The sequence below is a fragment of the Streptomyces thioluteus genome (assembly GCF_039535865.1).
Genome location: NZ_BAAAXZ010000053.1, coordinates 1 through 14,957 on the forward strand (window position 1 = coordinate 1; position 14,957 = coordinate 14,957).

The following is a 14,957-nucleotide window of genomic DNA, read 5'->3' on the forward strand; positions in this document are numbered from 1 at the left end:
ACCAGTACGGGACGAGCAGGTAGCCGTGAGCTCGACGCGGCCCCCGGAGGCCGACGGCGGGCCGGGCCCAGAGTTCCGCAGACGTCCGACGGCGCTCATGTGGCCGTGGTACCAGCGGGTGCGCTGACGCATGCAGGCGGCGCGGGCCGGTCAGTCCCTGCTGGGAGACGAAGGCGGCGGTGGTGGAGGTGACCGTCCAGCCCCGGGCCGCGAGGCTGATGCCCAGGTCGAGATCCTCGGTCAGGGAGTCCGACCAGGGGCGCGGCCCGATGCTGTCGAGGGCGGAGAGCCGGCTGAACTGGCCGTTGCGCCCATGCTCACCGTGCCGGTGGCGATCCGGCCGAACTGGGTGAGCGCGCTCAGGGCCCAGAACTCGAGATCCTGCAACCGCAGTGCCCAGCGATGTCTGCCGCGGATGCGCACCACCAGTTGGGCCCCGCCCACCGCCGGGTCCGCGAACCGCCGCGTCACCCGGCTCGCGGCGCCCGGGGTCATCCGGCCGTCGGCGTCCAGCACGCAGACCAGTACCCGCCCCGTGTCCAGGTGCTCTTCCCCCGCGCGCTCGCGCACCGTGCGCAGCCCGGTGTTGAGGCGGCGCCCTTGCCCTGCCGGGCGGCGGGCGGCGCCCTGCGGACGAGGGTGACGCGGTCACCGCCGACGGAGCGCACGATGCGGGAGGTGGCGTCGTCACTGCCGTCGTCGACGACGACGACGCGTACGCCCGGTTGTCCGTCGAACAGGCAGCGCAGCGTGTTGGCGATGACGCGCTCCTCGTTCAGGCAGGGAACGAGGACGAAGACGGTCCAGCCGGCGGGGAGCGCGACGGGCCGCTCGTGCGTCAGCCTCAGCTGCCCGCGCAGGGAACCGTCGGTGCGGCGGGCGAGGACGACGCCCAGGGCGAGGAGCGAGATGTTGTAGACGCCCGTGAACACGGCGATGACAGCGGCGACATACTGGGTGATCGTGTCCAGTGCGGCCACGGGAGCCTCCCTCCGGGCACCGCCCGGCCTCGGGCGTGACCTCGCGGGCGGCACCGCCTTCGCCGCCCTCGCCCCTCCTTGGGGCTACCCGGGCGAGATGCCGGGTCCACCCCCCGGTGCATCCCGGTTCGGGAGTGCTGACGGCCGTCACCGACGCACTCGGACACACCCCGGCGCGCGATGTGTGCCCTGGGAGCGGTGGCCTTGTGGACGTCGCCGAGGCTCTTCGGTCAGGCCTCGAACTCGGTGAGGTCGATGCTGTGCACGACCAGCGGGAATCCATGCACCGGGTGCGTCGTCTCCCGCTCCTGCTCCATGCCGAGCTTGTCGGCGATGTTCGCCGAGGCCGTGTCGCCCAGCCGGCTGATGCTGATCACACGGTCGAGCCCGCGGTCCTGGAGGGCGAACTCCAGCGTCGCCTGGGCCGCCTCGGACGCGTACCCCTGCCCCCAGAACTGCGATCCCAGCCGCCAGCTGATCGCCACGGCGGGCAGCACCTCCGGCAGGAAGTCGGGCACGTACAGCCCCGTGAACCCGATCAGCTCACCCGAGCCCAGCAGTTCCACGGCGAAGAGGCCGAAGCCCTCCTCGTCCCACTCCTCCTCCCACCGCTCGACGTCCTCGGCGGTGGCGTCCAGGTCGCGCGTCGAGCCGTCGTCGACCAGGCGCATGACCCGGGGGTCCGCGTTGATCTCCGCCATGAAGGCGATGTCGTCGTCGTGCCAGCGCCGGAGGAGGAGGCGGGGGGGTGTGGATCTCGGTCATACGGCCATCCTGCGCGAAGGCGGACGCCCGGCGGTAATCGACGACACACCGGTCAGGATTTCGGGCCGGGGCCGAGCACCCCGACGGCGACGGACACGGCCGTGAGCGCGGCGGCGCTCCACAGCAGGGGGGTGACCCCGGCCGTCTCCACGACGGTGCCGCCGAGGAAGGCGCCGAGGGCGATGGCGGCGGTGAAGACACCGACGTAGAGCCCGGTGACGTGTTCGGCGCGGTGCGGCGCGGACCGCGTCATCCAGATCTGGCCGGCCACCGACAGCCCGCCGTAGGCCAGACCCCACAGGGCCATGCCGACGCCGGTGACACCGGCGACGGTGCCGAAGAGCGCGAGCAGCACGATGGACGTGCCGATGCCGGCCGCCAGGCCGAGGACCGTGAGCCGCGCGCGGCGTGCTGCCAGGGCACCGGCGGCGAAGTTGCCGATCAGCCCGAAGAGGCCGTAGACGAGCAGGAGCAGGGCGACGGCCCCGGACGTCACCCCGGTGCGCTCTTCGAGGACGGGCCGGATATAGGTGTAGGCGGCGAAGTGCGCGGTGACGAGGAATGTGATCAGTGCCAGCCCGACGGCCACCGAGGCGTTGCGCAGCAGCGGTCGGCCGGCGGCCCGGTGGTCCGGGCCCGTCGGCGCGGCCGGGCGGGGAAGGCGCGGCAGTGCCGGCAGCAGCCCGGCGGCGAGGAGCAGCGCGGCGACGGACAACGACGCGAACGCGGCACGCCAGCCGAAGGTGTTGCCGACGAGCGTGCCCAGCGGAACGCCGACGACCGAGGCCGCCGCGACCCCGCTCACGGCGAAGGTCACCGCGAGGGTGGCGTTGCGGGGTGCCACGAGCCGCGCCGCGACCGCGGACGCCAGGCCCCACACCGCTCCCATCCCGATCCCGATGATGATCCGCGAGACGATCAACAGGCCGAAGCCGTCCGCCGCGACGGTCAGGGCGTTGCCCACGGCCAGTACCGCCGTCGCCGCGGCCAGCACCACGCGCCGGTCGAGGGCACCCAGTACGCGGGGGACCGCCGGGGCGGTGACGGCGGTCACCAGGCCGGTGATCGACAGGCTGGACCCCGCCGTGCCCGGGCTGATCCCCAGGCCGTCGGCCATCGGGGTCAGCACGCCGATCGGCAGCATCTCCGACGTCACGACGACGAACGTGCACAGGGACAACACGGCGACCGCCATCCACTGCCATGGCGTGGTGCGAACCGAATCCGATTCCGGGGCGGAGGCCTTGACCGGTGCGAATGAACTCATGCCGCCAGCCAAACAGCGTGCCGGACCATGAACAACGGCGATCTTCTCAAGGATCGATCAGTTAGGCTGATCGATCGACCGGCACTCGGAAGGGACACGATGGCCCAGGTCAACGTCCAGGAGCTCGAGTGCCTGCTCACGCTGGCCGAGGAGTTGCACTTCGGCCGGACGGCCACCCGCCTGGGCTGCTCCCAGAGCCGTGTCAGCCAACTCGTCGCGGGCCTCGAACGACGCGTCGGCGTACGCCTCGTCGAGCGCACCAGCCGGCGTGTGGAACTGACCCGGTTCGGCGCGCAGTTCGTCGACGAAGTGCGCCCCGCCTACGAGACATTGACCACGGTCCTCGCCCGGGCCCGCGACCGCGCCGGCCGCGGTGCCCTGCAGGAGCTGCGCATCGGCTTCCACGGCAGCGTCTACGAAGAGGTCACCGAAGCCTTCCGCCGGCTCCGTGCCCACCACGAGGTCACGATGGCGCTGAGCGAGATCCCCTGGGGCTCGCCGTTCTCGGCCGTCCTCGACGGCCGGCTCGACGCCGTAGTTGCCGAACTCCCGCTCAGAGAAGCAGAACTGACCGTCGGATTCGCCTTCCCCCCGGAGGACCGCCTCCTGGCCGTCGCCTCCTCCCACCCGCTGGCCGGCGCCGCCCGCGTGCACGCGGAGGAACTGGCGGGCCTGGACCTCCTCCGCCCGACCGGAGACGCCCCCGACTACTGGACGGCCGCCCACGCCCCGCACTCCACGCCCTCGGGAGCGCCCATCCGCTCCACGAGAGGAATCACCACCGTCCAGGAGGGCCTCGTACTCGTAGCCGCCGGCGAACACGCCATGCTGGTCTGCCGCCCCCTGTCCGAGCGCATCACCCGCGGCGACGTGCGCTACCTCGTGATCGACGGCCTCGACGACCCCTCCCGGATGGCCCTGATCTGGCGCACCGACCGCGCCATCCCACAACTGACCGCGCTCGCCGGGCTCCTCCACGAAGAGTTCTCCGGCGCGAAGATCCCCGGGTGACGTCCGGTGCGCCTCGGCGCGGTGATCCGTGAGAGCCGGACCCATGGCGGACCATGTACCGATCCTGCCGTGGATGGCCCGTGTTGCGCCGTCCGCTCACGCATCGCTCACGCAGGTGGGAGTCGGTGGGGTGCACAGGATGGGCCAGGTGACCTGGTTCAGCGTCGGCACAGGGTCGCCGTCACGGTCTCCTCAAGGTGCCCTACGGCTTCGCCGGTCTTCGGTTCCAGGGTCATCGTGGCGCTGGCGGCGCGGCCGTCGTCGGTGGCCGCGGCCCAGGTTCCGTAGCCGGGGATGCCGCCGCTGTGGCCCCAGAAGGCGCACTTGTCCGACTGCTGGACCCGCATGATTCCCAGTCCCATGGTGTAGCGGGAGTTCCCTTTCTTCATGGGGACGGTGGTGCGCATCTGCTTGCGCTGGGCCTTCTTGAGGAGCGGGTTGCCGTCGCCCTTGAGCAGCGCGGAGAAGAAGCGGTTGAGGTCGGAGTTGGTGGACACCATCGCGCCTGCCGCCCAGGCCGCAGAGGGGTCGATCTCGGTGACGTTGCGCGAGGGTGCGCCCATGGGCTCCGGGCGGTAGCCCTGGGGGTGGCGTTCCCGGATGGCCGTCTCGCCGGGGGCGGGGAAGTAGGTGTGGCGCAGCCCTGTCTTCTGGATGACGCGCTTGTCGATCTGCTGAGCGAGAGGCCGTCCGGTGACCCTCTCTACGATCAGGCCGGCCACCAGGTAATTGGTGTTGCTGTACGACCATTTCTCGCCGGGTTTGAAGACGGCCTCGTGCTTGAGGGCGATGTCCAGGGCGTCGCGGGGCGAGAGGTAGCGGCCCTCCAGGATGTCGCCTGTGACGTCGTCCTCGAAGTCGGGCAGTCCGCTGGTGTGCTGCAGGAGCTGGCGCACCGTGATGCGGCCTCCGTCGATCCCCTTGCCCCGGACGAGTCCCGGGAGATACTCGTCGACCGGCTCATCGAGGCTGATCTTGCCCTCGCCGACCAGTTGAAGCACGACCACCGCGGTGAACGTTTTGGTGACGCTCCCGATCCGCACCTGACCGTCCCGGGGCATCTTCGCGTGCGTGTCCCGGTCCCCTACACCCGCGGTATAGGTACGGAAGTTCCCCTTGCCGTCCGACACGCTCGCCAGCGCACCGGGTGCGCGGTCCAAGTGCACGAGCGTCTCAAGCCCTTGCCGCACAGGGTCCGGCCGGGCGGCGCTAGCGGGTGTCGCTGCACCGGTGGCGACAGCGGTGGCCAGGGCAAGGGCGGTCAGGGTGAGACGTTTACGCATTGAGGTTCCTCCAGAGCAGCGGTACGGGCCTTAGCGGCAACATCAACTCTGCTGGGAGCACTCGCCGTTGCCCATCAGGAATCACCCTGACCTGCCCCCAGCCCTCCTGGGAGCGGACTCCCGGCTGTCTCCCTGGGAGCGGACTCCCGGTTCGCCGGTCTGGAAGGCGGGACAGACGTCCGGGCGCCCGGCCTGGATCAGCTTCGGGGCGAGCACCCCTGGCTCGCCCGGCCGTCGTCCGGGACGAGGATCTGGCGGGCGGGGTGGTCGCAGACGCATACCAAGTATCCGGCGTCCTGCTCCTGGCCATCCATCGGGACAACGGCAGGAAGTTGCGGCAGGCACGGGCCCGCTCGGCCACCGTGCATCCGAACCGGCCCGCGCCTGCCGTCGACCGCGCCCCGGAGTGAGTGTTAGATGTACCCGCAGGAACAGCTTCCGTGCACTGCCGGGGCCCTCACCTCACCTCTCTCAGCGGCACTTCACAGCCGTGGCGCCGGACGCTCTCCCCGCTTGCCCTTGCCGACCGCTCCACAGAACTCCGTGTCGACCACGTCGCCCCTCGCGCCCCAGTCGCCGTTGGCGTTGTACGTGAGGGTGTGACGGCCGTCCGGCGTGGTTGCCGTCTCCGTGATGGAGCCGGGGGTTCCACCGCTGTGGCTCCACAGCTTCGCATTGCAGCTCGTCCTGACGCTGTACAGCCCGAGGCCGTAGCCGGAGTAGACGGGGTCGTCGGGCGTGGGCACCGTCGTCTGCATTTCGGCGAGTTGCTTCTCGGGCAGCAGCTTGCCGCGCATCAGGGCGCCGAAGAACCGGTTGAGGTCGCCGGTCGTGGAGATGCCTTCGCCTGCCGCCCAGGCCCAGGACACGTTGTTCTCGGTGACGTCGTGGATCCTCGTCGCGGAGGGGTCTCGGCTCAGCTTCGAGTACGCCCGGCTGCTCGGCTTCGACAGCAAGGGATCGGCGCCCGGGAGACGGGTGTTCCGCAGGCCGAGCGGGTTGATGACGCGCTCACGGATCTCGTGCCGGTAGCTGTGGCCACTGACCTTCTCGATGATCAACCCGGCCAGGATGTAACCGGTGTTGGAGTACGAGTGCTTGGTGCCGGGCGCGAAGTCCGGCTTGTGCGACAGCGCCACCCGTATCAGTTCCCGCGGCGTGTGGGTGTCGTAGCGGTGAGCGGGGAACCCCTCCAGCAGATTGTCGTTCGCGAACTCCGGGTCGCTGGTGTAGTTGAAAAGCCCGCTGGTGTGGTTGAGGAGTTGGCGCACGGTAATCCTGCGGCCGTCGTTGCCGTTGCCCCGTACGAGGCCGGGGAGCCAGCGCTCCACGGTGTCGTCGAGATCGAGCCTGCCCTCGGCCTCCATCTGCAGCAGCACGGTCGCCACGAACGTCTTGGTGATACTGCCCATCCGGAACCGGTCGTCGGCCCCGCGCGGCGTGCCCGTCCTCAGGTTGCCGACACCTGAAGTTCCCCGCCAGGCAATGCCCTTGTCTACTGCAGCGGCCGTGATCCCGGGAACCCCGTCGGCCACCATGGCGTCCATCGCATGCTGGGTCGCCGCGTGCCCCTTCCTGGGCTCGGCGTGTGCGGGGAACGTGAACGCGGTGGCGGCCACTGCCGCCACGGCGAGCCCCACCACCCCGGTGTGCACTCGTCGACGTACTGCCATGTCGTGCTCCTTTGCGGTCTTGAGCGTGCCGTGCCGCGGTCGCGGCACTCACCCGGCCCGTGCGCCTCTCGTGAAGCTTGAGGCGACGCGGTGAACCGTGGTCACAGGGATGGACTGCGCCCGGATGCGGGACAGTTGACGCTCCTGGCGAATTTCGTCCGGGAGACCGACGGCGGCCAGGAGTACGGTCCTGCCTGGGGATATCCCGGGGAGTCCGCTCCCAGGGCCGGGTTCGTCCTGGGAGTGGATGAACTTCCCTGCCCCTGAATGCTCCTCTTGGCGAAGGCCGGGAATCACCGGCGCCATCCATCAGAGGGGTTCCTCCGTGCACGAGCATGTATCGCACAGTCGCTTCCCGCGCTCCCGCCGGGGCGGCCGACGCCGGGTGGTGGCGGTCGTGGCCGCCGGCATCGTGGCGGCCGGGGTGCTGGCACCGACCGCGGCGTCCGCGGGCGGCAGGCCGGACAGTGTCCAGCCGAGCCTGAACGCGCTGGTGAAGGACGACGGCCTGCCCGCCGCACTGGCCACCGTCAAGGGCCGCGACGGCCGCACCCGCAGCTACACCGCCGGTGTCGGCGACCTCGCCACCGGGTCCAAGGTCCCCCTCGACGGCCGGATACGCGCCGGCAGCAACACCAAGACCTTCACCGCCGTCGTCGTCCTGCAACTCGTCGCCGAGGGAAGGATCGGTCTCGACGAGCCCGTTGAGACCTATCTGCCGGGCCTGCTGCGCGGCGACGGCATCGACGGACACCGCATCACCGTCCGTCAACTACTCCAGCACACCAGCGGCCTGCCCGAATACCTGGACAAGGGCTCCGTCCTCACTGATCCGACGCGGTACTACGAACCGCGCGAGCTCCTCGACGCGGCCCTGGCCCAGAAGGCCCGCTTCGCCCCGGGTACGAGCTGGGAGTACAACAACACCAACTACTTGCTGGCCGGCCTGATCATCCAGAAGGTCACCGGGCGGCCCCTCGGCGAGGAGATCACCAAGCGCGTCATCGACCGCATCGGCCTGCGTCACACCTACTTCCCCACACCTGGGGACATGACCATCCGCAAGGCCCACCCCAGGGGCTACAACCAGGACGCTGACGGGTCGCTCCGCGACTACACCGAACTGGACCCCTCCTGGGGCTGGGCGGCGGGCGCCGTGGTGTCCACCAACTCCGACCTCAACCGCTTCTTCTCCGCGCTGCTCAAGGACGACGGCAACCCGCTCCTCAAGAAGGCCCAGCGCAAGCAGATGCGCACCACCGTCCGCGCCGACGAGATAGGCCCCGGCGTCCGTTACGGGCTGGGCCTGGTGAGCAGACCCCTGTCGTGCGGCGGCCTGTACTGGGGCCACGGCGGGACCCTTCCGGGCTACTACACCGCCGGGGGAGCCACTGATGACGGCCGCTCCGCCAACATCGCGGTGACCATGATCCCAAGTGACGCGGCCGGGCAACGTGTGGAGGCCACGGTGGACGCGGCCCTCTGCCGCTGACTCCCCTCGGTCCGGCCCCCTGCCCGCGCGGAGCCCGACACCGAGCAGAGTGATCGCGGCTCCCGTGGACGGGGGCCGCGATCACTCTCTTCCGGGTTCCTGCGCGGCTGTCCTCTGCCAGCCCAGGACGGTCAGGTTCAGCCCACCGAGTTCGCCGACCCGGCCTCGACCAGGCCCGACTCGTAGGCCGAGATCACCGCCTGGGCACGGTCGCGGACACCTAGCTTGGCGAAGATGCTGGTGATGTGGTTCTTGACCGTGGAGGCGCTGATGCCCATCGCCGACGCGATCTCGGCGTTGTCGAGGCCGGTGGCCAGCAGGTGCCACACCTCGACCTCGCGGGGCGTCAGCTCGCCCACGCCGGGCACCAGCGACGGCGGCTGCGGACGGCGGGGCGCGGTGACATAAGCCGAGATCAGCCGGGTGAGCAGGCGGGGCGCCACGGCCGCCTCCCCGGTGTGCACGGTGCGCACGGCCGCCACAAACTCCTCAGGGGAGGCGTCCTTGGGCAGGAATCCGCAGGCGCCGGCGCGCAGGGCGGCGACCACGTACTCGTCCATGTCGAAGGTGCTCAGCGCCAGGACTCGGCATGCGGGCAGCTCCCGCGCGAGCCGCTCGGTCGCCTGGACCCCGTCGAGAACCGGCATCCGGATGTCCATCACCACCACGTGGGGCCGGTGCTGGTGCGCGAGCTCGACCGCCCGCTGCCCGTTCTCCGCCTCGGCCACCACGTCGAACGCCGTGTCGGGGGTCAGGATCAGGGTCACACCCCGCCGCACCAGCGGCTGGTCGTCCGCGATCAGTACCCTGATCCGTTCTGAACGTTTCGTCATCCGAGCCGCTCCTCTCCGTTGACCGGCGCCACCGGCAGGGTGGCCGCCACCCGGAAGCCACCGCCCTCGAGGCCGCCCGCCTCCATGCTGCCGCCGTGCAGAGCGACGCGCTCGCGCATGCCGATGAGTCCGTACCCGGTGCGGCCCGCCCTGGGTCCGACCACACCGCCCGCCCCCGTCAGGGCGCCCACCAGGGTGTCGGCCGGTGCGGCCGTGCCGTTGTCGGACACCTCGACGGTGATCCGGTCCGGATGGTACGTCAGCCGCACCCGCGCCTGGGCCCGGCCGGCGTGCTTGCGGGTGTTGGTGAGGGACTCCTGGACGATCCGGAACACCGCCAGGCCGGTGCTCGGTGGCAGCGGGCGTTCCGCCCCGAGGACGGCGAAGTCGACGGGCAGGCCATCCCTCCGGGCCTCCTCAACAAGCTGTCCGAGGCTCCCGACACCGGGTTGCGGCGCGGACGGCACCTCGTTCGGCTCCTCGCCGGCCCGGAGCACGTCGAGCAGGTGGCGCATCTCTCGCAGCGCTATTTGCCCGGAGCCTTCCAGGGTGACTAGAGCGTCGCGCACCACCTCGGTATCGCCCCCGAGGTTGGCCCTGGCACCACCGGCCATCAGCTGCATGGTGGTGATGTGGTGGGCGACGATGTCGTGCAACTCCCGTGCGATGCGGCGCCGTTCCTGGGCCACCGCACGGTCGGCCAGCAGCCTGCGCCGGACCTCCACCGCGTGCTGCCAGCGCTTCAGCACCTCGGCCGCAGCGATGACCAGCGCAGCGGCGAGCACGTTGCTCGCCACATCCGCGACCCGCGGGGGCAGCGGATACCCCCGGCCCAGCAGCGTCACGGCAGCCGCCACGAGGGCGGCCGACGCCGCCACCGCAAGACCGCATGTCCTCGCCACGGCGAACAGCGCCACGGTGAGTGTGCCGTTGAAGTGGTGCGGCACCGGCCCGCTCAGGTTCAGTGCCAGGCCCAGGACCAGCACACCCGAAAGCGACGCCAGCGGGTAGCGGCGCCTGGTGAGCAGCGGTACGGCCGCCAGTACGAGCAGGACCAGCGCGGTCAGGGAGACCGGCTGGCCGCCGTCCGGGCCACCGACCGTGTAGCCGAGGAGGTCGACGACGGCCGCCCCGACGGCCACCAGTGCGTCACTGGCGGTCCAGGGCAGGCCGCCGGCTCTCCGCGACGGCGGCTGGGGCCGGTGGTGCGTCGACATGCTGGTGGTGGTCCTTTCCATGGCCGGTCGGTCCCGGCCTCCGCCGGCCTACCGCGACCGTCGCTCGTGAGCCGTTCTCGCGGCGGCCCGCGACCCGGGAGGAGCCAGCGTCCGCGGTCCATTCTCGCAGTGGCTCCCAGCCCCCGGGCAGGCACCCGGGACCGATCCCCGACCAGGACCCTGGTCCTGGTCGGGGCCGGGTGCCGGACCCAGGTCCTGAAGGCGTTCTCGTCCCCCGCGCGGACGACGGCGCCCTGTGCGTCGGCGTGCAAGGCTCACCGCGCAGGATGAACCTGCTCGCTGCGCAGCTGCCGTTCAGCCGCAGGCAAGCCCACGAAAGGCGTTGCGGATGTCCGCCAGGGGCTGGCGGTCGCGGGTGTAGTAGAGCTTGTTGGTCAGCAGAACGGCCCACCGCTGTTGGCTGGGTGAGATCCACATGCCTGTGCCGGTGAAGCCGTAGTGGACCCAGATGCCTCCGGAAGGGGCAGCGCCGGGGGCGGGGTGCCAGAACGGTCCGCGTACGGGTTCCAGGGAACCGGATTGAACGGTCAGTGACTCTGAGGTCCAGGCCGGACCGAACCCTGCCCGTGCCGGAGCGGCGGTGCTGTCGAGCATGCAGCGGAGGAAGGCGACGAGGTCGTCGAGGACTGTGAAGGTGCCGGCGATTCCACACACTCCACCCAGGAGTCGGGCGGAGAAGTCGTGGGCGACGCCCTTGAGGTGTGTATCGGTGTCCTGGTCGAGTTCGGTCGGCGCGCATCGGGTGGCGATCTCATTGGGCAGTGGCCCGAAGCGGGTGGAGTCCATGCCGAGGGGCTGCCAAGTCCGTTCCACAGCAAGCGAATGTGTTGAGCGAGGCGCTGCTTGGTCTGCAGGGTGGGCGCACGGTGAGCGAGGCTGCTCGGCCACTCCTCGATCACCATCACGGCCGATACGTACACGAGCCTGTTGCCCGAGGCCGCAGTCAGGCTGGTACCGCGCGCCTGTGCCGCTGCCGGAGAGCGCCGCTCCCAAGGCGGAGCTCGAGCCCGGTGGCTCGGAGGATTCCGGCGCGGATTCCGTGCCGACTGATGCTGATCCGGTGGGGGGAAATTCGGGAGATCAACTCCCCGTCCGCTCACGCAAACGGCCCCGGACGAGGAGTCCGAGGCCGAATGAGGCGCCTCCCCGGGGGTAAACCCCAGGTCAGCGGCCTACTGTGTTGTGCCCCCCGGGCAGATTCGAACTGCCGACACCCGCTTTAGGAGAGCGGTGCTCTATCCCCTGAGCTACGGAGGCGGGGACCCGGTCCGTGGACGGGATCCGGGGTCAGCCTACCGGGTTCCGGGGGTGGCGGGGAGATCGGGTGGCGCGGGCCACAGGGGTGGTCAGGGGCGGGGGCGGGTGATCAGCCAGGTGCCGCCGATCACCAGGAGGGCGAAGAGCGCGAGGCCGGTGCAGAGCTCGGCGATGAGCCAGAGGCGGTCGTGGAGGGAGAGGGCGCCGTTGAGGGTGATCTGGAGGGAGCCGACGGCGAAGGCGATGGCGGCGGTGAAGACGGCGACGAGTTCGACGGCGCGGACGGCGTTGGCGCGGGCGGTTTCCTGGAGGGCCTGGTGGGCGCGGGACTGGCGTTCCTCGCGGTCGTGGAGGTCGGCCTCCAGGCGTTCCCAGCGGCGCTGGTGCTCGGCCTCGCGTTCGGCGAGCCGGCGGGCGTGTTCCTCGTCGAGGCGGGCGCGGGACCTGGCGGCCAGGATGTCGTCGCGTCTGCGCAGGTACTGGCCCTGGAGGAGCTCGTGGCTGCCGCGGGTGCCGATGGCGGGGAGGAGGCGGAGAGCTTGGTCGATGCGGGTCAGGGCCGCGTCGTGGTGGCCGGTCTCGTGCTCGCCGCAGGCCAGGCGGAAGTGGAACATGTGGTCCCGGGGGAACGCCTGGACGGCCTCGGCGGCACGGGGTGCGGAGCAGCTCGCCCTGGCCCTCGAAGGGGGCCGCCATCTGGATGCCGTTGAGGCAGATGTCGACGACGTGACGGGTGCGGCGCGGGGTGTTCCACGCCTCGTCCAGCAGTGCGGTCGCGTGCTCGGTGGTGAAGGCCCCGTGGGCGAAGGCGGCGAACGCGCGCAGGGCGGTGAAGAGGGGGTCCCGCCGGTGCCGCCCGGCGGCGAGGGCGAGGAGGGAGGAATCGAGGAACTGGTGGAGTTCCTCGGCGGCGAAGTTCGAGCGGAGCTTGCCCGCGTGGTACAGGGTGGCGAAGTACGCGATGTCGCCGGACGGCGAGTCCCGGGACACGATCGGCTCGGCCGCCTCGGCCAGTTCGCGGGGCGACTCGACGGTGTCCTTGGTGATGAAGGCGTACCCCAGGCTCCACTTCTCGCGCACCTCGGTGCGGTGCGCGGCCGCGACGTGCGCGCCGAGCCAGGCGGCGCAGTCGGCGGCGGTGCGGATGCCGGGCAGGGGCCAGGAAGCGCAGCCGCCAGTAGCGGTCGGCGCAGATCAGGTACGGGTCGGTGGCGAAGTCGGCGGAGTCGACGTCGAAGGGCGGTTCGACGGCGTCGCGGACGAGGGCGGCTGCCACCTCCTCGCAGACGCGGTCCAGTTGGCGTGAGTCGGACGCGGAGACCGCGCCCAATCGTGCCGTGACCGACGCGGAATCCATGGTTCCCCCCAGGGTCGTCGCCTCCGCCTCTGCCTATCATGTTCACGACGATCTCGGGGCCATATCATGCGGATCATGCTGGTGAACGTGGTGACGGCCGTCCACGCGCCCCACGCCGCGTTCCTCCCCGCCGCCTGGGAGTCGCTGCGGCGGCAGAGCCATGGCGACTGGACCTGGCTCGTGCAGATAGACGGTCCGCAGGACGCCGTGCTGCGGGGCGCTCGCGGACTGCGGCGCGGCCCGGGACGACCGGGTGGACGTCGCGGCCAACGGCACCGGCGAGGGCCCGGCCGTCACCCGCAACGTCGCCCTCGGACGCGTCGAGGCCGAGTTCGTACAGAATGCCGATGCGGACGACGAGTTGGAGCCGGACGCTCTTGCTCTCCTGGCGGGTGCTCTCGCCGAGCGGCCCCGCGCCGGTTTTGCTGTGGGGCATGCCAGGGACCTGCTGCCCGGCGGGGCCCTGCGCGCGCACGAACTCCCCGTAGGCGCCGGGACGTTGCCGCGTGGCGCGCTGCTCGACGCGTGGTCGGACGAGGGCGGGTACCGGCTGCCCGTCCACCCGGCGGGGGTCATGTGGCGGCGTGATCTGCTGCTGGCGCTCGGCGGGTGGTCCGCGCTGCACGGCATGGAGGACACCGGGCTGCTGATGGCGGCCTCCGCCACGGCCGAGGGCGTGCTCGTGGACGCGCCCACGCTGCGCTACCGCAAGCACTCGGGGCAACTGTCCGCGCGACGCGACGATTTCGTCGGGGGGGGGCGGCAGATCGAGCTCGTGCGACAGCGCGCCGCCGTGCTGCGCGCCCTGCCCGGCTGGGCGGAGCGGTCCATGACTGCCTGTCAGGCGGGTTGATGACGTTCGGAGAAGCCCCCCGATAGCGTGGGCGGCCGGTCGAGTCGGGGAGGGACTGTGGATCTCGGGGTGATCGGCTGGGACGCCGTGCGCACGGCCGTGGAGACGGCCGTGTCGGCCGCGTTGAGCGGGGCGGCCGGAGAGACGGGGCGGAGAGCCGTCGAAGGGCTCGTGGGGCTGCTGAGGCGGGAGGGGGCCGAGGGTGCGGATGCGCTGCCGGTCACCGCCGACGACCGGGCCCGGGCCGCCGAGGAGCTGTGGGCCCGGGCCTCGGCGCGGCCCGAGTACGCGGACGCCCTGCTCCGGTGGATGCGGGAGGTGGAACTGCTGCGCGCGGGGGCGGGCGGCGGACCGCCCCGGATGCTGCCGGCGGCCAGCGGGGTCTTCACCGACCGGGACGACGTCCTGGCCGGGCTCGTGGAGCTGATGGACGGGCCGCGGACGGGCGGGGCTGCCGTAGCCGTGGTCTGCGGGCCGGGCGGGATCGGCAAGTCGGCCACCGCCGTGCACTGCGGGCACCGGCTCGCGGAGCGGTTCCCGGACGGGCAGTTGTACGTACGGCTCGGCGGCGGGGCGACCCCGTCCGACGTGCTGGCCGAGCTGCTGTCCCAGCTCGGGGAGCCCGTCGGCGCGATCCCCTCCGGACTGACGCGGCAGCGCGGCCGCTACCGCGAGCTGACGGCCGGGCGGCGGCTGCTCGTCCTGCTCGACGACGTGGGATCGGAGGCGCAGGTCAGGGCGCTGATCCCGGCGGCTGCCGAGTCCTTGGTGCTGGTGACCAGCCGGCACCGGCTGAGCGGGCTGGCAGGCGACCCGGGAGCACGGTTCTTCGCGCTGGACCCCCTGGCCGAGGCCGACGCCGTCCTGCTCCTCGAACGGGTCGTGGCGGCGGCCGGCCGACGGCCCGCAGCGCGGGACGCGGCGGGCGCGGCGGCCGTGGCGCGGGGG

General features: G+C 71.5%; 12 protein-coding genes, 1 tRNA gene and 3 pseudogenes. 5 read left to right on the forward strand and 11 right to left on the reverse strand.

The annotated features are described in order from the left end of the window. Positions 1-240: 240 nt before the first annotated feature. The 4 genes and pseudogenes from ABD794_RS06950 to ABD794_RS06965 form a co-directional block, all read right to left on the reverse strand. The gene (locus tag ABD794_RS06950) at positions 241-516 is read right to left on the reverse strand and encodes a glycosyltransferase family protein (protein ID WP_344961599.1); all 276 of its coding nucleotides are present in this window, start codon (positions 514-516) and stop codon (positions 241-243) included. Beyond that, the gene (locus tag ABD794_RS06955) at positions 492-980 is read right to left on the reverse strand and encodes a glycosyltransferase (RefSeq protein ID WP_344961601.1); all 489 of its coding nucleotides are present in this window, start codon (positions 978-980) and stop codon (positions 492-494) included. The genes ABD794_RS06950 and ABD794_RS06955 overlap by 25 nt, the downstream gene beginning before the upstream one ends. Before the next feature lie 230 nt (positions 981-1,210). Then, positions 1,211-1,745 (reverse strand): annotated as a pseudogene (locus tag ABD794_RS06960) (GNAT family N-acetyltransferase). A gap of 52 nt (positions 1,746-1,797) precedes the next feature. Then, positions 1,798-2,901, reverse strand: a complete 1,104-nt coding sequence (locus ABD794_RS06965) for an MFS transporter (RefSeq protein WP_344961603.1) — start codon at positions 2,899-2,901, stop codon at positions 1,798-1,800. Between the two features lie 210 nt (positions 2,902-3,111). Here ABD794_RS06965 and ABD794_RS06970 point away from each other — a divergent pair, with 210 nt between their 5' ends. Then, positions 3,112-4,023 (forward strand): LysR family transcriptional regulator, encoded by a 912-nt coding sequence (locus ABD794_RS06970; protein ID WP_344961605.1) that lies wholly within the window; start codon positions 3,112-3,114, stop codon positions 4,021-4,023. A 158-nt stretch (positions 4,024-4,181) separates the two neighbouring features. On the opposite strand, the gene ABD794_RS06975 is transcribed toward ABD794_RS06970, so the two are convergent. Further along, the gene (locus tag ABD794_RS06975; RefSeq protein ID WP_344961621.1) at positions 4,182-5,189 is read right to left on the reverse strand and encodes a serine hydrolase domain-containing protein; all 1,008 of its coding nucleotides are present in this window, start codon (positions 5,187-5,189) and stop codon (positions 4,182-4,184) included. Between the two features lie 599 nt (positions 5,190-5,788). Next, positions 5,789-6,979, reverse strand: a complete 1,191-nt coding sequence (locus ABD794_RS06980; protein WP_344961607.1) for a serine hydrolase domain-containing protein — start codon at positions 6,977-6,979, stop codon at positions 5,789-5,791. A 397-nt stretch (positions 6,980-7,376) separates the two neighbouring features. Here ABD794_RS06980 and ABD794_RS06985 point away from each other — a divergent pair, with 397 nt between their 5' ends. Continuing rightward, positions 7,377-8,471 (forward strand): serine hydrolase domain-containing protein, encoded by a 1,095-nt coding sequence (locus ABD794_RS06985; RefSeq protein WP_344961609.1) that lies wholly within the window; start codon positions 7,377-7,379, stop codon positions 8,469-8,471. A 137-nt stretch (positions 8,472-8,608) separates the two neighbouring features. Here ABD794_RS06985 and ABD794_RS06990 read toward each other — a convergent pair whose 3' ends face one another. The 5 genes and pseudogenes from ABD794_RS06990 to ABD794_RS07010 form a co-directional block, all read right to left on the reverse strand. Beyond that, entirely contained in the window at positions 8,609-9,304 is a 696-nt protein-coding gene (locus ABD794_RS06990; protein WP_344961611.1) for a response regulator transcription factor, read from the reverse strand. Continuing rightward, complete coding sequence (locus ABD794_RS06995; RefSeq protein ID WP_344961613.1) at positions 9,301-10,542, reverse strand: sensor histidine kinase; 1,242 nt, start codon at positions 10,540-10,542, stop codon at positions 9,301-9,303. Before ABD794_RS06995 ends, ABD794_RS06990 begins: the two co-directional genes overlap by 4 nt. Positions 10,543-10,836: 294 nt before the next feature. Continuing rightward, a pseudogene (locus ABD794_RS07000) lies at positions 10,837-11,361 on the reverse strand (serine hydrolase); the annotation flags it as partial. Positions 11,362-11,725: 364 nt separating this feature from the next. After that, a tRNA-Arg gene (locus ABD794_RS07005) sits at positions 11,726-11,799 on the reverse strand. Between the two features lie 89 nt (positions 11,800-11,888). Beyond that, positions 11,889-12,413 carry a hypothetical protein gene (locus tag ABD794_RS07010; RefSeq protein WP_344961615.1) on the reverse strand — a complete coding sequence of 175 codons (525 nt, stop codon included), beginning with the start codon at positions 12,411-12,413 and terminating at the stop codon, positions 11,889-11,891. A 332-nt stretch (positions 12,414-12,745) separates the two neighbouring features. Here ABD794_RS07010 and ABD794_RS07015 point away from each other — a divergent pair, with 332 nt between their 5' ends. The 3 genes and pseudogenes from ABD794_RS07015 to ABD794_RS07025 all read left to right on the forward strand — a co-directional run. Beyond that, the gene (locus ABD794_RS07015) at positions 12,746-13,105 is read left to right on the forward strand and encodes a hypothetical protein (protein WP_344961617.1); all 360 of its coding nucleotides are present in this window, start codon (positions 12,746-12,748) and stop codon (positions 13,103-13,105) included. Between the two features lie 289 nt (positions 13,106-13,394). Further along, positions 13,395-14,009, forward strand: a pseudogene (locus ABD794_RS07020) (glycosyltransferase); the annotation flags it as partial. A gap of 57 nt (positions 14,010-14,066) precedes the next feature. Further along, positions 14,067-14,957, forward strand: an 891-nt coding sequence (locus ABD794_RS07025; protein WP_344961619.1) for an NB-ARC domain-containing protein, incomplete at its 3' end; no start/stop codon positions are given.